Below are 19,397 nucleotides of genomic sequence, written 5' to 3' on the forward strand. Positions count from 1 at the left end.
AGAAGCCGTACCAGGGGTCGGGGCGCTCGCTCACACGTGACCGCGCGTCACCTCTGCTTCAAGGGCGGACGAGTCAAGATTGCGAGCACCGGTGCAGAAGAAGCGGCCTCGGAGCAAGGGCGGCAAGAACAACGGTTCCGGGGTGACGCCTCAGGCGCCCGCCGAGAGCGCGAGCACCCGACGAGCCGTACGCGTACGCAGCCGGTTGGTGGCCGGTGTCGCGTTCGTCGGCATCACCGTCATCGCCGCGGGCGCCCCGGCGATCCTCAGTGCCTCCGCGGACCTGAACGAGTCGCAGCGGCTGGTCACCCTCGCCGAGTTGAACCAGCAGGCGATCGTGCTCGCCCACGCCCTCGCGGACGAACGCGACGAGACCGTCGCCCGTGTCGCGGCCGGCCGTGCCGGGCGTTCCGGGAAGAAGAGCGACTCCGCCGTCCGCGTCGACCTGCAGGTGAACGAGATCAGGGCAGCCGCCCCCGCCGCGCTGCGCCGCGACCTCGCCACCATCCCGTCCCTGCGTCGTGACGTGCTCAGTGGCAAGGGCACGGTGCTGGAGGCCCACCAGGCGTACTCGGAGATCATCGCCAAGCTCCAGGACGTGGCCGCGGAACTCGCGGAGAAGACCCCGCCGCGCGCCGCCGACGCCACCCGCGCCCCGCTCGCCCTCGGCCGGGCCACCGAGCAGGCGTCCGCCACCCGCGGACTGCTGGTCGCCGCGCTCTCCGTACCCCGGGCGGCCACGAGCGCGCAGTTCGACCCGATCACCGGCCTGCCCGCGCAGAGCCAGGACGGGGGCGGCGGCAAGGACGACCGTACCCGTGACGAGCTGAGCGCCGCCGCCCAGCAGGCCCGGGTCGCCGAACTCGCCTCGCTCGCCGACTTCGACCAGAGCGCGGGCTCCGCGACCCGCGACAAGCTGTCCACCACGGTCACCGGCCCCGAGGTGGCCGGCGCGGAGAAGTACCTCGACTCCCTCACCGACCGGCCCGAGCTGTCCGATTCCGAGCAGCGGACCAGCGCCAAGAAGGTCGACGAGGCGCTGTCCGCACGGGTCGACCGGATGCGCGGGGTCGAATCCGCCCTCGGCACCGAACAGGTCCGGCGCCTCGAACAGCTCCGTGACGACGATGTCACCGCGCTCGAACTGCGGATCGCGCTGCTCGGCGGGTGCCTGCTGATCGCGGTCGGTGTCTCGACGGCCGTGGCCCGCACCCTCACCCAGCCGCTCGCCGTCCTGCGGATCGGCGCCGCCCGCCTCGCGGCCGAGCCCGCCACCGCCGAGCCCATCCGCTACACCGGCCGCAACGACGAGTTCGCCCAGGTCGTACGGTCCGTCAACGCCCTCCACGGCAGGCTCCAGGCCCTGCTCGGCGAGCACGACGGTCGGGTCGGGAGCCTCCAGGCGGAACGGGCGGAGCTGATCACCGAACGCGAGGCGCTCACCCGGCAGCGTGCCGAACTCCAGGCACTCGCGACGGATCTGACCGCCCAGCTGGAGCGGCTGAAGAACACGGTCGACCACACGTTCGTCAACCTGTCGCTGCGCACGCTCGGTCTCGTCGAGCGCCAGCTCGGTGTCATCGAGAGCCTGGAGGAGCGGGAGCAGGACCCGGAACGGCTGTCCACTCTCTTCAAGCTCGACCACATGGCCACGGTCATGCGCCGGCACAGCGAGAACATGCTGGTTCTCGCGGGTGCCGAGCACGGGCACGGGCACGCGGGCCCGATCCCGCTGGTGGACGTGGCCCGTGCGTCCGTCTCCGAGATCGAGCGGTACGAGCGGGTCACCATCCAGTCCCTGCCGCCGCACGCCCAGATCGCCGGTTTCGCCGCCGATGACCTCAGCCACCTCCTCGCCGAACTCCTGGAGAACGCGACCTCCTTCTCGCCCCCGGAATCCCAGGTCCAGCTCTCCGGCTGGCTGCTGGAGACCGGCGAGGTGATGCTCTCCGTCCAGGACGAGGGCATCGGGATGTCGGCCGAGCGGATGGCCGAACTCAACACCCGGCTCGCCGACCCCGCCCTGTTCGACTCGACGGGACAGGACGACGAGGGGGCGCCCGACGCGGGGCTCGGTCTCCACGTCACCGCCCTGCTGGCCGCGCGCCACGGCGTACGGGTCCAACTGCGCGACCACACGGGCAACGGGACCACCGCGGTCGCCGTGCTGCCCACGTCCCTGCTGCCAAAAGCACCGCCCATCGCCACGACGCCGGTGAAGGTCGCCGGGGACGGTCCGGGGCTCAACCTGCCCGGATCGGTCGCCGAGGCCAACTCCAACGCACTGCCCGGACGTACCACGCCCGGCCCGCAGGCCGACGACCCGCTGATCGCCGCCGCCGAGCGCGCCATCCGCGCGGCCGAACCCGCGTCCGGCCCCGACCACGCCACCGACAACGCTGCGGAACACCCCGCGGACCACCCCATGGCCTCGGGGGATCACACCGTCCCCGGCCCGGCGCTTCCCGCTCCGGCGCCCGAGCCCGAGCCCGAGTCCGAGTCCGAGATCACGATGCAGGTCCGGCTCCCTTCGCCTCCGAAGGCCGCGGCCGAACCCGCGACCACGGCGCCCGATCCGTACCTCACCGTCACCGACCCGTACGGCGTCGGGACCGACCCGTACGCCACCGGCGCCGATGCCGCCACTCCCGCCCCCGTCCCCGCTCCGGCCGCCTCGGGCCCGGACGCGTACGCCATCGGGCCCGACCGGCACGAGCGCACCGCCGACGGAGCCCCGGAGCCGTACGACCCGACGGGCACCTCCGAGCCGCACGCGGCTCCCGCCCCGACACCCGCCGCCGAGACCGTGCCGCCCCCTCGGCAGCCGGAGCAGCCGCAGCCGCATCAGGAGACCGTCACGGACAAGGGGCTGCCCAAGCGCACCCCGAGGGTCGTCAGGCCCGGCACGGCACAGACCACCGAGCGCAAGGGCGGCCTCGACAAGGAAGCACTGCGCCGTCGGCTCGGCGGCTTCCACCAGGGAGCCAAGGAAGGCCGCCGCGATGTCGAGGCGGAAATCGCGGCGTCCACGACGACCGGGTCGTTGCCCGGGGTCGCCGGACCCGCCGGGCGCACCCCGCACACCGACCACAGCGGACCGGCCGACCGGACCGACGACCGCACCGATGAGACGGGGGACACAGTCGAGGAGGCACGCAGTTGACTGCGCCCAGCACATTCGGGCTGAGCACCGAGGCCCGGAACCTTCACTGGTTGCTGAGTAATCTGGTGGAGGAGGTGCCAGGGGTCCACTCGGTCACCGTCGTGTCGTCCGACGGACTCATGCTGCTCTCCTCCGACCCCGGCCACCTGAACTCCCAGGCCGCCGGCGGGCAGGACGGACCCAAGGGATCCAGCGCCGACCTGGCGACCATCGTGTCCGGCATCGGCAGTCTCACCCAGGGCGCCGCGAAGCTGATGGACGGTGGCGGAGTCAAGCAGACCATGATCGCCATGGACGAGGGCAGCGTCTTCGTCATGTCGATCAGCGACGGCTCGCTGCTCGGTGTGCACGCCACCCCGGACTGCGACATGAGCGTCATCGCCTACCACATGGCGCTGTTCGTCGGCCGAGCCGGACACGTACTCACCCCCGAACTCCGCAGCGAGCTGCGCAAATCGATGGAGAGCACCAGTGACGCCCGCCGCTGACCCCGCCCCCGGGCTCCCGGTCCGCGGGGCCGACCGAAAGCCCGCGCGGGTCCGCCCGTACTCGCTCACGCGTGGGCGCACCCGCTTCGGTCACGTCCTGCTCGTCGAGACGTTCGTGGCCGCACTCGAAGCCCCCGAGGAGCGCCGCGAGCTGACCAACGGCAGGCAGCCGCGCCTCATGCCGGAGCTCCAGGCCATCGTCGAGCTCTGCCGCAGGATGCGTACGGTCGCGGAGATCTCCGCCCTGCTGAAGATCCCGCTCGGTGTGGTCCGGGTCCTGCTCAGCGACCTGGCCGACCAGGGAAAGATCCGCGTGTACGGGACCGGCCACGACGCCGAGCAGCCCGACCGCGCACTGCTCGAAAGGGTGCTCGATGGACTCCGTCGTCTCTGAGGCGTCGCTCTTCGCCCCGCGCCGGCCGGGCGCCGTGGACCAGGCCGAGGAAGCGCCGCAGTCCTGGCAGTTGGACCACACCCGGGCACCCATCGCCACCAAGATCGTGGTCGCAGGCGGTTTCGGCGTGGGCAAGACCACCTTCGTGGGGGCGGTCTCCGAGATCACCCCACTGAAGACCGAAGCCATGATGACCCAGGCCAGTGAGGAAACCGACGACCTCACCGCGACGCCCGACAAGCTCACCACGACCGTGGCGATGGACTTCGGCCGCATCACGCTCGCCGACGACCTCGTGCTGTACGTCTTCGGCACCCCGGGCCAGCAGCGCTTCTGGTTCATGTGGGACGACCTGGTGCGCGGGGCGATCGGCGCGATCGTGCTCGCCGACACCCGCCGCCTCGCCGACTGCTTCCCCGCGCTCGACTACTTCGAGAGCTGCGGCCTGCCGTACATCGTCGCCGTCAACCACTTCGAGGGGACACCGGAGTTCGACGCGGAGGACGTCCGGGAGGCCCTGACCATCCCTCCGCACGTGCCTGTTGTGATCATGGACGCGCGTAGCAGGATCACCGTCGTCGAGTCGCTGCTCGCCCTCGTCGGCCACGCCCTGGACGCCACCCCCTGACGGGACGGCCCGCTCGCACCGGCCGGCCCTTCCGTGCACAGACACGCAGAACATCGGAGAACCGCGATGCGGAGAATACTCATAGTCGGGGCCGGGCAGTCCGGCCTCCAGCTCGCCCTCGGACTCCAGGCCGAGGGGTATGAAGTCACCCTGATGTCCAACCGCACCGCCGACGAGATCCGCTCCGGCCGGGTCATGTCGACGCAAGTCATGTTCCACACGGCGCTCCAGTACGAGCGCGACTACCAGCTCGACTTCTGGGAGTCGCAGGCACCGCGCATCGCGGGCCTCGGTCTCTCGGTCGCCGCCCCCGACTCCTCGCGCGCCGTCGACTGGGTCGGCAAGCTGGACGCGTTCGCCCAGTCCGTCGACCAGCGCGTCAAAATGGCCGGCTGGATGGAGACGTTCGCCCAGCGCGGCGGTCAGCTCGTCATCCACGGCGCGGCCGTCTCCGACCTGGACTACTTCTCCCGCACCTATGACCTGGTGCTGGTCTCGGCCGGCAAGGGCGAGCTGGTCTCCATGTTCGCCCGTGACGCCTCGCGTTCGCCGTTCGACGCCCCGCAGCGCGCCCTGTCCGTCGCCTATGTCCACGGCATGGGCCCGCGCCCCGAGCACCCCGAGTTCGACGCGGTCCGCTGCAACCTGGTCCCCGGCGTCGGCGAGCTCTTCGTGATGCCGACGCTGACCACGTCCGGCCGCGCCGACATCCTCTTCTGGGAGGGCGTCCCCGGCGGCCCGATCGATGTGTTCCAGGGCATCAAGGACCCCTCCGAGCACCTCGCCAAGACGCTGGAGCTCATGGAGCGGTACGTGCCGTGGGAGTACGCCCGCGCCACCAAGGTCGAACTGACCGACGTCAACGGCACGTTGGCCGGCCGTTACGCCCCGACCGTCCGCAAGCCGATCGGGCGACTGCCCAGCGGCGGCCTGGTGCTCGGGGTCGCGGACGTCGTCGTCGCCAACGACCCGATCACCGGCCAGGGCTCCAACTCCGCCTCCAAGTGCGCCAACTCGTACCTGAAATCGATCCTTGAGCACGGCGACCGGCCGTTCGACGAGACCTGGATGCAGGCCACGTTCGACCGCTACTGGGAGACCGCGCGGCACGTCGTGAAGTGGACCAACGCGATGCTCGGCGTACCGCCGGAGCACGTGCTGAACCTGATCGGCGCGGGCAACCGGTTCCAGGCGGTCGCCAACCGCTTCGCCAACGCTTACAACAACCCGGCGGACTTCGAGAACTTCTACTTCGACCCGGAGAAGGCCAACGCCTACCTGGCCGAGGTCCAGGGCGTCGCTTCGGCGGTCTGACCGCGACGGCGCGGGCCCGGCGCCCGCCGGATCGGCGACGGGCCCGTCCCGGCCGCCGTGCGGGGCGTCCCCGTCGTGGCGACTCCTATGCCGGGGGCGCGGAGGACGAGCCGTAGCCGGTGTCCGAGCCCGCGGTCGCACCCTGCGGGAGCGGCGGTGGCGCGTACGCGGCCAGCGGCGCGTTCCCCGGGTCCGGCCGTACGGCGCCCAGCAGCGGATTGGACGCCAGTGGCGACACCTTCACTCGCGTTCCGGGCCGGGGGGCCTGCACCACCAGGCCGTTGCCGATGTACAGCGCCACATGGGTGGCCTTCGGGAAGTAGAGCACCAGGTCGCCCGGGCGCAGCGCGTTCACGGGCACCTTGTGCAACTGCCGCCACTGTTCCTGCGAGGTCCGGGGGATGGCGCGGCCGGCCTTCGCCCACGCCCGCGAGGTGAGACCGGAGCAGTCGAACGAGTCGGGGCCCTCCGCGCCCCACACGTACGGCTTGCCCACCTGCTCGATCGCGTACCGCACCGCGTCGCCGCCCGCCGAGGACGGCAGTCTGCTGGAGGAGGACAGCGCTCCGGACGCGACCAGGGCCTTTTGGGCCCGCTCGGTGCCCCGCTGCTCCAGCCGGGACAGTTCGGCGAGCCGGGCGGCGGAGAGCGTGGCCAGCTTCTTCTCGACGGCCGCGAGGCGGGACCGCACGGTGTCCCGCTGCTCCTTGCGCTGCGCGGTCAGGACCTTCTGCCGGTTCAGTACCTTGCGGGATTCGGCCGCGAGTTCGTCGGCGTGCTTCTCGGCCGCCGTGAGCCGTTTCACCGTCGCCGCCCGTCCGGCCGCGATGCGCCGGACCACGTGCTCCTGGTCCAGGAAGTGCTCGGGGTCGCGGGCCAGCAGCAGCCGCACGTACGGGGAGAGGCCGGACCGGCCCTGGTACTGCTCCCGGGCCAGCCGCCCCGCCTCCTCGCGGCTTTCGGCCAGCGACGCCCGTGCGGTGGCGAGGGAGGCGTCGAGCTTCTTCGCCTGCGTCGTGCGCTTCTTCAGCTCTGCGGCGGTGCCGTTGTACGCCTCGGTGGCCTCCTCGGCCCGCTGGTACAGCTTCTGCAGCTCGCTGAGGAGGTGCGCGACGCTCCCCTGACCGGGTGTCGGGGCCGGTACCGGCGTCCTGGGGTCGCCGGACGGTCTCGCGGTGCCGGCGGCGCCGGGGCCCGGGGCCGCCTGGGCCGCGGTCGCGGACGAGGCCACGACGAGTGTGGAGAGGGCCGCGGTGCACACCGCACGCAGGAATCCACCTGACACGACATCACCTCCGGTGACGGGGTGAATCGCGAAACTACCCCGTAAGTGGGCGTAACGGATCAATACGGCCACTCGATATCGAGGAAATGCAAGGACCCGTGCGGTGTGGCGGCCTACCGGTTCACCCGGAGGGCGGTCCACCGGTGCGTGCCGACGCGCTGGTACGCCGCCTTCCGGGGGCGCCGGCCCTCAGGCGACGGGGAACGCGTAGAAGATCCGCTCCCGCTGGACGATCGCGGTGCCGTCGGTGGCCAGGACCCGGTACGGGGCGGTGACCGTCGGACCCGCCGGGTCCTGGGCGCCGATGTCCTGGAACTTCCACAGCCGTCGCCCGTCCTGCGCGGCGAAGGCGGTGACCTGGGACATGTCCGAGGTCAGCAGCGTCCTGCCGGTCGTGCTGACCGTCACCGCGGGCGCGGCGGTGCCGGGCACGGCCTCCGTCGAGCGCCGCCAGCGGAGCCTGCCCGTCGCCCGTTCGACCGCGCCCACCTCCTGGGCGAGGCTGGTGATGTGCAGCAGCGTTCCGCTGACGACCGGGGTGCCGTACGCGGTGCCACTGGTGCCGTTCAGCGTCCACTTCGGCCTGCCCGTGGGGGTCTCGAACGCCTGGAGGCCGTTGCCGACCGCCGCGTACAGCAGCCCCTGCTCGTCGCCCGTGGCCGCTCCGGCCGGTGCGACCATGCCGATCGCCCTGGCCCACAGCTGCTTCCCGGTCTTCCGGTCGAAGCTCCGGAAGACGGCCTTCCCCTTGGCCGCCTTGAGGTCGGCGGGGGTGAGCGTGGCCGGGGTCTGGCGTACGACGACGTCGTTCTCCCGGACCGCGATCACCCGGTACGCGGGGGCGGCGGGGCCGCGCCCGGTCGGCACCGGGGTGCGCCACAACTCCGTGCGGCGCACGATGTCATGGGCGAACAGGTACGACCTGACGACCTGCCGGTCCTTGCCGCGCTTCTTGCCCTTCTTCGGGGGCGGGGCCTTGACGGTGACCTTGTGCGAGCCGGTGAACCACACCACGGGGCCGGACGCGCCCACGACCCCCGTGACCGCGAGGTCGGGAGCCCCGGGGACCCGTTTCGCGTGGCCCTCCCGGTGCACGGCCTTTCCGTTCTTCGCGGACAGCCACAGGAACTCCGTCGGGGCGGCGACGAAACAGAGGTCCTTCCCGGCCGGCAGCACGGTGTGGCCCTTGGCCGCCTCCGGGCTCGACCAGGCCCGGCGCCCGGTGCGCAGGTCGACAGCGGTCGCCCCGTCGTCGCCGGTCAGTACCAGCAGCCGGTCGTTCCAGAGGGCGGCGGTGAGCGGGGCCGGCTCGGCCGCCGGATGCCGGTACACCCAACGGGGGCGCGGCGCAAGCCCCGCCACGGTGGGCCCGCTCCGGCTCGGCGCGGGTTCGGGGTCGTCCGTTCCTCCGTCGCCGGACGCCAGCGCGAACGCCCCGCCGCCACCGACCGCCAGCCCCGCGACACCGGCCGCGAGGCCGATGAACAGGCCGCGCCGGTCGACCCCGGCCCGGGCGGGCGAGGAGGACGACGCGGGGGACGCGGGGGACGCGGGGGACGCGGGGGACGCGGTGGGGGATGCCGCCGGGGCAGGCAGCGGGAGAGGCGGCGAAGGGAGGCGCGGTGCGGTCGCGGTGGCCGGCGCGGGGGCGGGGGCTCCTGGGGCAGCGGTGAGCTCCGGGGGGACGGACAGCCGGGTGGTGGACCGGTCCGTCGTCGGTACGCGACGCGCGATGTTCCCGAGCTGCGCGGTACCGGTGTCCGCGGCGCCGGTGTCCGTGGTACGGGGTTCCGCGGGGGTGCGGGCCTCCGCGGCCGGGGCGGGGGCGGTCCCCGGCGACGGTTCGTCCGCCGGTGGCTCCGGTGCGTGACCGGTAGTGCCCAACCCCTGTACGTACAACCCCTGTTCCCGCACCGCGGCCACCAGGTGCTCCGGCAGCCAGCCGGTCTCTGTCAGGTCCGCCGTGCCTTCCGGGGCCAGTTCGGAGGAGACCGTCGCCGCGCTGGGCCGGTCGGCCGGGTCCTTCGCCAGGCAACGAGCGATCAGGCCGCGCAACTCCTCCGGAACCGCGCCGAGTTCGGGGTCCGTGCGAGCGATGCGCTCGGCGCCCTCGGCGGCCGGGCCGTCGGCGAGCGGGGTCGTGCCGGTCGCCGCGTACGCCAGCAGCAGACCGAGTACGAAGAGATCGGAGGCTGGTCCGGGGTCCTCGCCCTCGACCTGCTCGGGGGTGAGGTAGCCGAGCCGTACCGACAACTGCCCGCCGGGCCGGGCCTCGGCGGCGGCCGCGGCGCCCAGGGGGCCGAACGCCGTGAGCCGGGGGCCGTCCTCCGTCAGCAGCACCGTCCGGGGCGCCAGCCCCTGGAGCACACCCCCGGTGGCGTGGGCCCGGGAGAGGGCCGCGGCGAGGCCGGCCCCGAGGACGCGCACGGCGCGCTCTGGGAGCGGGCCCGAGACCTCGATGGCCTCGGCGAGTGTCAGGGCGGGCACGTAGGGCGCGGCCGTCCACGGCAGTTCGCCGTCCGTGCCGTCGGCGGGCGCGCCGGAATCGGGCCGGTCCTGGTCCCGGTCCTCGGTCAGCAGGGCCGCCGTACGGGCCTCCGCCTGGAACCGGCGCCGGAAGGCGGGCAGTACGGCGAGTTCGGAACGGGCGGCGGTGACCACGACGGGTGGTTCCGCGGGGCCGGCGGCCGGCTCGGAACCATCAGGGGGCGTTCTGCGCGCGAGGTATTGCACGGTGCTCGCGGTCTCCCGGAGTCGTGCCAGCACGGCGTACGGTCCGATGCGACGTGGATCGTCCTGACGCGGCGCCTCCATGGCGCACCCCCCTTGCTGACCGTGCCCTGCACCAGAGGGTCGATCTTAGACCGCCGCCCCGGTCCGGACCGGGCCCGTCCCCTCATTTCGGCTTCGACCAGGGCCACTTGGGGCTGTGCCGCACCCGGCCCTCGGGGACGTACTCGTACACCCAGCCGCGTTGGATTCCCAGCCGTTTGGTGTGACCGGCCGGCGCCCTGCGGTACGCGTGCACGGTGGCGGGACCGCCGTCGGCGTCCGGCACCGGGACCTCGTACCACTTGGGGGGATGGCCGGTCGGGCCGACCAGGACGGGCAGGGCCCGCCCGTCCAGCGGGCCGCCGGTGAAGGGTGTGTTCTCGCTTCGCACCACCCCAGTCTCGCCCACCGGCCGGTTCGCGCAGCGCTGCGGCGCCCCCGATGTCCGGATGCCCCGATGTCCGGATGCTCCGATGCCAGGAAGACTCGATGCCGGAATCCTCGATGTCCCGAGGCCCCTATGTCCCGAGGCCCCTTTGTTCCGAGGCCCGGCAGCTTCAGGCACGGTCGACTGTCCCGACGCCCGACGCCCGACGCCCGACGCCCGACGCCCGGAGCCGGGCACAGCCGGCCGGCCCACGGGGCGCCCCGATGCGCCGGGAGTGGCCGCTCAGTGCTCGGGCAGCAGGTGGGCGGCCCCGCCGACCACCGGGATCAGCCGTTCGGCGAGCCGCCCGGCCGGGCCCGCCGCGTTCTCCAGCGGCAGGAGCGCCGCCACCGCCGCCGCGGTGTCCGGGTCCGTCGCCGCCGTCGTGGCCAGCAGCCCGATCAGTTGGTCCACCAGCCAGTCGCGCAGATCGGCCGCGGCGGGCCGCTTGCCCTCGTCCAGCCAGATCAACGACGCCGCCTCGACGGCCGCGATCCAGGTGCGCACCATCATCCGCAGCCGGGGCCCGGGCGCCGGCCCCTCACCGCCCCGGCCCAGGTGCAGCAGGATCTGTTCGGCCGCTGCCCGTCGCACCTCGTCGACGATCGCCGTCGTACGGGAGGTCTCGACGACGCTGCCGCCCCGCAGCAGCGCGCTGAACCCGGTGTCGTGCTCGTCCACGAAGGTCAGATAGCGGTCCAGCACCCGCAGCACCCGTTCGGTGGGCGGGCCCACGGGCGGTTCGTTGAAGCACAGGATCAGCTTCTCGGCGGCGGACCGCAGAGCCGCCTCGTACAACTGCTGGCGTCCACCCGGGAAGTAGCGGTACACCAGCGGTCGGGAGACCCCGGCGACCACCGCCACCTCGTCGAGCGACACCTCGTCGGGCGCGCGGTGGGCGAACAAGGTGAGCGCCGCGGCGAGGAGTTGCGCGCGGCGTTCCTCGACGCTGAGCCTTCGGTACGCGCGATGCGGCGGGGCGGCGGCAGAGGCAGAGGTCATACGAGGAAGCCTAAGACCGACCGGCACAGGGAGGGGTGCGACGCCGCCCCCATGTGCGGGTCGGTCCAAGCGGGGCCGGCCCCACGAGGGCCGACCCGCTCCCGTCGCGGTCCGCCGCGCACCTCCCGGCTCACGCCAGCAGGCCCGAACTCCGCCAGAGCCTGCGGCCCACCCCGTTCAGCATCCCGATGTCGTCGAAGAAGTCCGTCAGCCGTTTCGCGCCGCTCTGCATGATCTCCGCCCGGTGGCGGCTCGCCCTCACCTGGGCGACGGCCTCGCGGCGGTCCAGGCCGACGTTCTCGTACACCTGAGGATTGACGAAGCAGACGGAGAAGACGCGGGCCGCCTCGCCGCAGCTGAGCCGGGTCAGTTCGCGTTCCCAGCGCGGCGCGGTCACCATCTGGCGGCGCAGTTCCTCGCGGGCGTACCGGACGTGCCGGGCCTCCTCGACCACATGGATACGGGTCACGCCGCGCACCAGCGGCTGGACGCGCTCGTCCGGGAACGTGAGGCGCTGCATCCAGTCGAGGATCTCCTCGCCGAGCAGGGTCGCCGCGAACGAGCCGGGGGTGGTGGAGACGGCCTTCAGCACCCGCGCGAGGTTGTGGTAGACGCGCGGTACGGGATAATCCGGCGCCCCGCTCCACTTGATCATGCGGCCGAACATCATCGAGTGCCGGCACTCGTCGGCTATCTCGGTGAGCGCGTAGCGGACGTGGTCGCTGGTCAATGGCCGGTCGTAGATGTGCCGGACCAGCAGTTGCATGAGGATGATCTCGAACCAGATGCCGAGCGAGGCCAGCGACGCCGCCTCGTGCCGGGACAGGTCGAGCCGCTGCTCCTGGGACATCCGCCGCCACAGCGAGGTGTCGTAGAGCGAGACGAGCTCGGGCGGCCAGTGCCACGTGCCGTCCTCGGGCGGCGAGCCCCAGTCGAGCTCCTCGTCGGGGTCGAAGGAGTGCTTGGCCGAGGATTCGAGCAGGCGCGCGGCGATCTGTTCGCGGTCCCGGAGCGGGCCCATCGCATCGCGGCGCAGCCGCACGTCACGTTCGGTCACTGGTGTCATGGCTGGGCACCTCGCACAAGGACGACAAGAGGGATGAAGGTGACAATGAGGGTGAGGGGGAAGGTGGGGGCGGCAAGGGCGATCGTGGCAGGCGCGATCGGCGCGGTTACCGGCGGTCACTCCTTATGAGACTGCTTGTCAGCAAAGTCGTCAATCCCTTGCGCGCAACTTGTTGACCCGGTGTCTATCAGCGTGTGAACCTGCCAACCGATGCGACAGGCAAGGAACGTGACGGATTACGTACGCGAGGCGTGAGGAGCCGTCCATGTCGACGCTCGACCTGTACACCACCGCCCCCGACGCGCCGCTGTGGCAGGTGCCCGCCACCGGCGCCGCCCGCTTCAGCTGGGACTACGACGACGGTCGTGAACGCCTGCTCGCCCTCTACCAGAAGGGCAAGGACAAGCAGTGGGACGGCAACAAGCGCATCGACTGGTCCCTGGAGGTCGACCCCTTCGACCCGCTCGGCGCGCCCGACGACACCCTGACCCTGTACGACACGCCCCACTGGGCGAAGATGACCGACAAGGACCGGGGCGAACTGCGCAAGCACTACGCCTCATGGCAGTTCAGCCAGTTCCTCCACGGTGAACAGGGCGCCATGGTCTGCGCGGCCAGGATCGTGGAGTCCGTACCCGACCTCGACGCGAAGTTCTACTCCGCGACCCAGGCCATGGACGAGGCCCGGCACGCAGAGATATACGGCCGGTTCCTGCACGAGAAGATCGGGATGCTCTACCCGGTCAACGACAACCTCCAGGCGCTGCTGGGCGACACCCTGCGCGACTCCCGCTGGGACATGCCGTACCTCGGCATGCAGGTCCTCATCGAAGGGCTCGCCCTGGCCGCGTTCGGCATGATCCGCGACACCACGGACAAGCCGCTGCCCAAGCAGATCCTCGCCTACGTCATGCAGGACGAGGCCCGCCACGTCGCTTTCGGGCGGATGGCACTGCGCGACTACTACAAGCAACTGAGCGATGCCGAGCGCCGCGAGCGCGAGGAGTTCGTCATCGAGGGCTGCTACCTGATGCGGGACCGGCTCCGGGGCGTCGAGGTGCTGGAGAACTTCGGCGTGGGCAAGGAGGAGGCGCACGAACTGTCCGAGCGTTCGCCGTTCCTCCAGCTCTTCCGCAGGCTGCTGTTCAGCCGGATCGTGCCGTGCGTCAAGGACATCGGGCTGTGGGGCGAACGGCTCCAGCAGGCGTACGTCGACATGGGCGTCCTCGAACTCGGCGACACCGACCTGGACCTGTTGATGACCCAGGACGAGGAACTGGCCGAGCGGCTGGACCGGGAACGCTTCGCGGCGGAGGAGAGCGCCCGGGTCGCCGAGGTCGAGGAGGCGGTGGCGCACGGCGCGTCGAGCACGCCGGGGGAGTAGCGAGGGCGGGACCTCCGGGTGCCGGCCGGGGGTGGGCCCGCACCGCGGAACGCGTGGGTTCGGTGGGCGCCCGGGGCCACCGAACCCGGGGCCACTGAACCCGGAGCCACCGAACCCGGGCTCACCGGCTCAGAGCCGCGCGACGAACCCCCGTACCAGCTCCGCCACCCGCTCGGGGGCCTCCAGCAGCATTGCGTGCGTCGCCTCGATGCCCTCGACGGTGACGCCCGCCCGTTCGGCCGCCAGCTCCGCCAGATCCCGGGCCAGGCCGTGCCCGTACGCCTCCATCAGCTCGTCCAGCCACTCCGTGCCGGGGGTCGCCGGCACCCGGTGCAGGGCCCGGACCAGCAGCAGCGGACAGCGCACGCGGCGGAACAGCGCGAAGAGGTCGACGGCGTCCATGGCATCCAGCATCTCCAGGGCGCACTCCCGCTCTGGCAGCAGCTGCCAGCGCCCGTCCGGGAGTTCGCGCACCGATGCGCGGAACGACGCCTCCGCCCGCTCGTACGGAATGCCCAGACCCACGCTGTACGCGGCCTGCTGCTCCACGTACTGCGCGGGCATCGGCAGCCCCGCCGAGGCCCGTGCCATGGCCCCGATGTCGGCCAGCCGTCGCGCCACCTCGTCCGGGTCCATCCCCGGGTACTGCGCGGGCGTGCCCCACCAGAAGCCGTCCAGGTTCACCGCTCCCGGCACGCGGTCCGGTCGTTCGGCGGCGTACGAGGCCGCCACCATCCCGCCCAGCGAGTGCCCGACCGGGACCACCGGGCCCACGATCCCCCGGGCGTTCAGCGTCTCGTCCAGGTCGTCCAGCACCGTGTCGAACGACCACGACGAGGCGGTGCTGAGGCCGTGCCCGGGCAGGTCGACGGCGAGCACCCGGTGACCGGGGCCGAGGTGCGGCACCACGGCGTCCCAGTCGGCGAGGGAGCGCGAGGCGGCGTGCAGGAGAAGAAGGACCGGCCCGCCGTCGGAGCCGCCACCGTGGTCGTGTAAGTGAAGAACAGTCATGCGACCACGGTAGGGCGCGAAAAACGGCGAGAGATCATCCGACGGTACGACGGAAAGGGGCCTTCTCCGGGGCCATAATGGATGTACGCCGTCCGCCGGGCCCGGAAGGACGGCGGCCTTGACGAATCCGCCCCCGCCCCTCACCGCCCCCCGCGAGGCCGCCCGGCGCAGCCTGGAAGGATCGGCGCCGGGCGACGCGTTCGCGGAGCGGTGGTTCCTTCGTCTTCCGCGAGCCCCGGCAGGCGTTCGACGAGACGCGCCTCCTCCACCGCACGGGCCGTTTCGACCAGCGAGACGTCCGTCCCGTGTGCCGCGACCAACTGCAGACCCACCGGACAGCCGTCCGAGGTGAAGCCGGTCGGCACGCTCGCGGCGGGATGCCCGCTGAGGTTGAACGCCCACGTCAGGGCCGTCGAGTAGACCTCGCCGGGACCGTCGTGGCCGTGCGGACGGTTCGGGGTGGTCGGCGTGAGCAGCAGGGGCACGCGGCTGAACAGCGCGTCGAGCCGGTGGTCGTTCTCGCGCCGGACCTCCCGGGCGTACGGGGACGACTCCCCGCCCCGGACGGCCTGCCACGCCTCCCGGGGGTCGAGCAGCTCGCACGTACGGTCCACCAGCCGCACCACACCGGCCACCACGAGGCGTTCCACGGCGCGCCGGACCACCGCCCCGACCTCCGGATCGACGTCCGCGTACCCCAGGTCCGGGCTGAAGACGGCCGGGACCGGGAGGGCGGGCGCTCCCGGCCGGTCCGCGCCGGGAGCGTGGTGGCGGTGCCCGTCCGGGACGCCGGACAGGCCCTTTGGAACGGTCGGCAGGCCCGCCGGGCCATGGCCCGGGTACGCCTCCAGCACGTAGCGCAGGTACGTCAGGGCCCCGGCCGCCGAACGCGTCAGCACCCCGGCGGCGGCGAGCCCGGTCCGATCGGGCGAGGGCAGCAGACCGTTCGTCGTCTTCAGACCGAACACCCCGCACCACGCCGCCGGGATCCGGACCGAGCCCGCCCCGTCGCTCCCGGTGGCCAGCGGCACCATGTCCGCCGCGACCGCGACCGCCGAGCCCGCCGAGGAACCGCCCGGGGTGCGGTCGGCCCGCCACGGGTTGACCGTACGGCCGTGGGCGCCCAGCCCCCACGTCTGCCAGGGCGTGCCGGGCCCGGGCAGTGAGGTCGCGCCGACCGGCACCGCACCGGCCGCGATCAGCCGTCGGGCCGCGTACGAACGGACGCCGGCCCGTCCCTTGACGGCGAACGGCAGGGCGCCCAGCGGGAGCGCGGAGGCGCGTTCCGCGTCCGCGACCGCGTGCTCGTGCCACACCTCGACGAACGCGGACAGACGCGGGTCGTCCCGCCCGATCCGTTCCAGGGCCGAGACCACGGCGCCCGTATCGCCCGGGCCCGTCAGGTGGACGCCCGCGCGTCCGTCCGTACCGCCCGTGTCCGTCACATGGGCGCCCGTACCGCCCGTGTCCGTCATCTGGCCACCCCCCCCCGCATCCGCCACACGGTCAGTCTCGCAGGGCGGCTTCCATCACGGCACGCGCGATCGGGGCGGCGCTGCCGCCACCGCTGATGTCGGCCCGGTGGGCGGCGGCGTCCTCCACGACCACGGCGACCGCGACGGCCGGGCCGCCCGCGTCCGGTGCCTGTGCCCAGGAGATGAACCAGGCATAGGGGAGGCCCGAGTTGTCGATGCCGTGCTGTGCGGTGCCGGTCTTGCCACCGACGGTCACGCCGTCGATCGCGGCGTTGGAACCGGTGCCCCGTTCCACGACGTCGACCATCATGCCCCGCAGCAGTGTCGCTGTGCGCGGGTTCATGGCCCGCCGGTAGGTGCGCGGCCCGTACCGGTGGACGACCGCGCCGCTCCTCGTGGTCGTACGGTCCACCAGATACGGGTGCTTGAGGTCGCCGCCGTTCGCCACCGCCGAGGCGACCATCGCCATCTGGAGCGGGGTCGCCGTCGTGTCGAACTGCCCGATCGACGACAGGGCCAGCTGGTCGTCGCTCATCTCGGTGTCGAAATTGCTCTTCGCCACCCCGGACGGGATCCGCAGCCCGGGGTCGTCGAAGCCGAACCGCCGTGCCGCCTCGACCATGCCCTCCAGACCGACCTGCACCCCCAGTTCCGCCATCACGGTGTTGCAGGAGACCCGGACCGCCTCGGCCAGCGAGGCGTTCTCGCAGCCCTCCGCCTCGTTGGGGAGCGTGGTCCGCGTACCGGGCAGCACGTACGGCGAAGGAGTGTCGGTCGCGGCGTCGGGATCGGTGACCACGTTCGCGTCGAGCGCCGCCGCCGCGGTCACGATCTTGAAGGTGGAGCCCGGCGGATAGGTCTGCCGGATCGCCCGGTTGAGCATCGGCAGGCGCTGGTCCGCGTTCAGCCGCCGCCAGGTGTCGGTGACGGACGGACCGGTGCCGGAGATCAGCCCGGGATCGTACGAAGGGGTCGAGACCAGGGCCAGGATCCTGCCGGTCGAGGGCTCGACGGCGGCGACCGCCCCCCGTCGTCCGTCGAGTCCCTCGTAGGCGGCGCGCTGCATCGAGGCGTCGATCGTGGTGACCACGTGGCCGCCGGGCTGCTGGCTCCGGGTGAGCTCGTTCCACAGCGGGAACGGGGCGAGCGCCGAGTCGGTGCCGGACAGGATGCCGTCCTCGGCGTGCTCGATCAGGGTGGTGCCGTACGTCTGCGAGGCGTAGCCGGTCACCGGCGCGTACAGCGGGCCGTCGCGGTACGTGCGTTCGTACGCGAGCTGCTCGCCGGTGTTCCTGGAGCCGGTGACGGACGTCCCGCCGACCAGGATGTCGCCGCGCGGCTGGCCGTAACGGGCGATGGTGAGACGGCGGTTGGCGGGGTTGTGGTCCAGGCTGTCGGCCTGGAAGACCTGGATGCGCGCGGCGTTCAGGAGCAGGGCCACGAGCAGCAGCAGACAGAGGGCGGCGGCCCGGCGGATGCAGCGGATCACGGCACGTCCTTCGGTTTCGGCGTCATGCCTTTCGGTCTCGGTGCCGCGCCCTTCGGTTCCGGCGCGATGACTCCGGTCTCCGCGTGGGCGGGCTGAGGCCGGCGGGCCTGGTCGCTGAGCCGGATCAGCAGCGCCACGATGATCCAGTTGGTGACGACGGACGATCCGCCCTGCGCGAGGAACGGCATCGCCATGCCGGTCAGCGGGATCAGCCCCATCACGCCGCCCGCGATCACGAACACCTGGAAGGCCAGGATCGAGGCGAGACCGATCGACAGCAGCTGCCCGAACGGGTCGCGCAGGGCCAGCCCGGCCCGGTAGCCGCGGGCCACGAGCAGCGCGTAGAGCAGGAAGATCGCGGTCAGCCCGGTCAGTCCGAGTTCCTCGCCCGCCGTCGCCAGGATGAAGTCGGACTTGGCGGCGAAGCCGATGAGGACGGAGTGGCCGAGCCCCAGCCCGGTGCCGAGCATCCCGCCCGCGGCGAACGCGAACAGCGACTGGGCCAGTTGGCTGGGCCCGCGGCCGGCGGCGATGGTGGCGAACGGGTCGAGCCAGTCCTGGACCCTGCTGTGCACATGCGGTTCGAGGGAGCCGACGACGAACGCGCCCACCGCGGCCAGCAGCAGGCCCACCGCGATCCAGCCGGTCCGGCCGGTCGCCACGTACAGCATGATCACGAACAGGCCGAAGAAGAGCAGCGAGGTGCCGAGGTCGCGCTCCAGGACCAGTACGCCGACGCTGAGCACCCAGATCGCCACGATCGGGCCGAGAACCCGGCCGGTGGGGAACTGGAGCTTCCAGATCCGGCGGCCGGTGAAGGCGAGGGCGTTGCGGTTCGCGGCGAGATACGCGGCGAAGAAGACGGCGAGCAGGATCTTGGCGAACTCGCCGGGCTGGAAGGAGAATCCGCCGACCCGGATCCAGATCTTGGCCCCGTTCACCGCGGGGAAGAAGATCGGCAGGATCAGCAGGACCAGTGCGGTGGCGACCGAAAGATAGGCGTAGCGCTGGAGCACCCGGTGGTCGCGCAGGAAGACGACCACGACGATGAAGAGCGCCACACCGAGCGTGGACCAGACCAGCTGGGTGGGGGCGGCCTGGTCCTTCGGGGTCTCCAGGTCGAGCCGGTAGATCAGCACCAGCCCCAGCCCGTTGAGCAGTACGGCGATGGGCAGGAGCAGCGGATCGGCGTACGGGGCGCGGAAGCGGACCGCGAGATGGGCGAGGAGGGCGAGCAGCCCGAGCCCGCCGCCGTAGCCGGCCACGTCGGGCGGGACGGCGCCGTTCCTGGCCAGCCCGACGGCCGCGTAGCCGTAGACCGGGACGAGAACGGCACCGCTGAGGAGCAGCAACTCGACTCCGCGCCGCTTGGGCAGACGCAGAGCGGGCGGGGGTGTGTCCGCCGTCGTTACGGTCATGCCACGCAACGTAGCAAGAGGCGGGGACTATTTCCCTTATGTCATAGCGGGTATGTCATGCCGGGCATGTCCTGGGGACAT

The 19,397-nt window shown here is 72.3% G+C and carries 15 protein-coding genes; 6 read left to right on the plus strand and 9 right to left on the minus strand.

The window, feature by feature from the left end; genetic code table 11:
• The first annotated feature begins 91 nt into the window (after positions 1-91).
• The 5 genes from ACGF2V_RS13380 to ACGF2V_RS13400 all read left to right on the plus strand — a co-directional run bounded on the left by ACGF2V_RS13380 (position 92) and on the right by ACGF2V_RS13400 (position 5,987).
• Positions 92-3,163, plus strand: a complete 3,072-nt coding sequence (locus ACGF2V_RS13380; protein ID WP_362705394.1) for a nitrate- and nitrite sensing domain-containing protein — start codon at positions 92-94, stop codon at positions 3,161-3,163.
• Positions 3,160-3,651 (plus strand): roadblock/LC7 domain-containing protein, encoded by a 492-nt coding sequence (locus ACGF2V_RS13385; RefSeq protein ID WP_362621921.1) that lies wholly within the window; start codon positions 3,160-3,162, stop codon positions 3,649-3,651. Before ACGF2V_RS13380 ends, ACGF2V_RS13385 begins: the two co-directional genes overlap by 4 nt.
• Complete coding sequence (locus tag ACGF2V_RS13390; RefSeq protein ID WP_362621919.1) at positions 3,635-4,045, plus strand: DUF742 domain-containing protein; 411 nt, start codon at positions 3,635-3,637, stop codon at positions 4,043-4,045. The genes ACGF2V_RS13385 and ACGF2V_RS13390 overlap by 17 nt, the downstream gene beginning before the upstream one ends.
• Positions 4,026-4,673: an ATP/GTP-binding protein gene (locus ACGF2V_RS13395; RefSeq protein ID WP_362621917.1), complete on the plus strand. Its 648-nt coding sequence runs from the start codon at positions 4,026-4,028 to the stop codon at positions 4,671-4,673. The genes ACGF2V_RS13390 and ACGF2V_RS13395 overlap by 20 nt, the downstream gene beginning before the upstream one ends.
• A gap of 66 nt (positions 4,674-4,739) precedes the next feature.
• Positions 4,740-5,987 (plus strand): styrene monooxygenase/indole monooxygenase family protein, encoded by a 1,248-nt coding sequence (locus ACGF2V_RS13400; protein ID WP_362705391.1) that lies wholly within the window; start codon positions 4,740-4,742, stop codon positions 5,985-5,987.
• Between the two features lie 85 nt (positions 5,988-6,072).
• On the opposite strand, the gene ACGF2V_RS13405 is transcribed toward ACGF2V_RS13400, so the two are convergent.
• From ACGF2V_RS13405 to ACGF2V_RS13425, 5 genes are all read right to left on the minus strand, one after another.
• Positions 6,073-7,272 (minus strand): NlpC/P60 family protein, encoded by a 1,200-nt coding sequence (locus ACGF2V_RS13405; RefSeq protein WP_362621913.1) that lies wholly within the window; start codon positions 7,270-7,272, stop codon positions 6,073-6,075.
• A 189-nt stretch (positions 7,273-7,461) separates the two neighbouring features.
• Positions 7,462-10,086: a PQQ-binding-like beta-propeller repeat protein gene (locus ACGF2V_RS13410; protein WP_362621911.1), complete on the minus strand. Its 2,625-nt coding sequence runs from the start codon at positions 10,084-10,086 to the stop codon at positions 7,462-7,464.
• Between the two features lie 82 nt (positions 10,087-10,168).
• A complete protein-coding gene (locus ACGF2V_RS13415; protein ID WP_362621910.1) occupies positions 10,169-10,435 on the minus strand; it encodes a hypothetical protein in 267 nt (88 codons plus the stop codon).
• 279 nt (positions 10,436-10,714) lie between these two features.
• Positions 10,715-11,473, minus strand: coding sequence for a TetR/AcrR family transcriptional regulator (locus ACGF2V_RS13420; protein WP_362621908.1), 759 nt, complete (start codon positions 11,471-11,473; stop codon positions 10,715-10,717).
• A 130-nt stretch (positions 11,474-11,603) separates the two neighbouring features.
• Positions 11,604-12,539 carry a diiron oxygenase gene (locus ACGF2V_RS13425; protein ID WP_362621907.1) on the minus strand — a complete coding sequence of 312 codons (936 nt, stop codon included), beginning with the start codon at positions 12,537-12,539 and terminating at the stop codon, positions 11,604-11,606.
• Positions 12,540-12,804: 265 nt separating this feature from the next.
• Here ACGF2V_RS13425 and ACGF2V_RS13430 point away from each other — a divergent pair, with 265 nt between their 5' ends.
• Positions 12,805-13,923, plus strand: a complete 1,119-nt coding sequence (locus tag ACGF2V_RS13430; RefSeq protein WP_362621906.1) for a ferritin-like domain-containing protein — start codon at positions 12,805-12,807, stop codon at positions 13,921-13,923.
• A 129-nt stretch (positions 13,924-14,052) separates the two neighbouring features.
• Here the strand turns inward: ACGF2V_RS13430 and ACGF2V_RS13435 are convergent, their stop codons facing one another.
• The 4 genes from ACGF2V_RS13435 to ACGF2V_RS13450 form a co-directional block, all read right to left on the minus strand.
• Entirely contained in the window at positions 14,053-14,934 is an 882-nt protein-coding gene (locus ACGF2V_RS13435; protein WP_362621904.1) for an alpha/beta fold hydrolase, read from the minus strand.
• Between the two features lie 140 nt (positions 14,935-15,074).
• Positions 15,075-16,310: an amidase gene (locus tag ACGF2V_RS13440; protein WP_362705443.1), complete on the minus strand. Its 1,236-nt coding sequence runs from the start codon at positions 16,308-16,310 to the stop codon at positions 15,075-15,077.
• Between the two features lie 130 nt (positions 16,311-16,440).
• Positions 16,441-17,898: a penicillin-binding protein 2 gene (locus ACGF2V_RS13445; protein ID WP_362621902.1), complete on the minus strand. Its 1,458-nt coding sequence runs from the start codon at positions 17,896-17,898 to the stop codon at positions 16,441-16,443.
• Positions 17,895-19,316: an FtsW/RodA/SpoVE family cell cycle protein gene (locus tag ACGF2V_RS13450; protein WP_362621900.1), complete on the minus strand. Its 1,422-nt coding sequence runs from the start codon at positions 19,314-19,316 to the stop codon at positions 17,895-17,897. Before ACGF2V_RS13450 ends, ACGF2V_RS13445 begins: the two co-directional genes overlap by 4 nt.
• Positions 19,317-19,397 lie beyond the last annotated feature (81 nt).

This window comes from Streptomyces sp. NPDC047982 (genome assembly GCF_043204165.1).
In the GTDB taxonomy this organism is placed as follows: Bacteria; Actinomycetota; Actinomycetes; order Streptomycetales; family Streptomycetaceae; genus Streptomyces.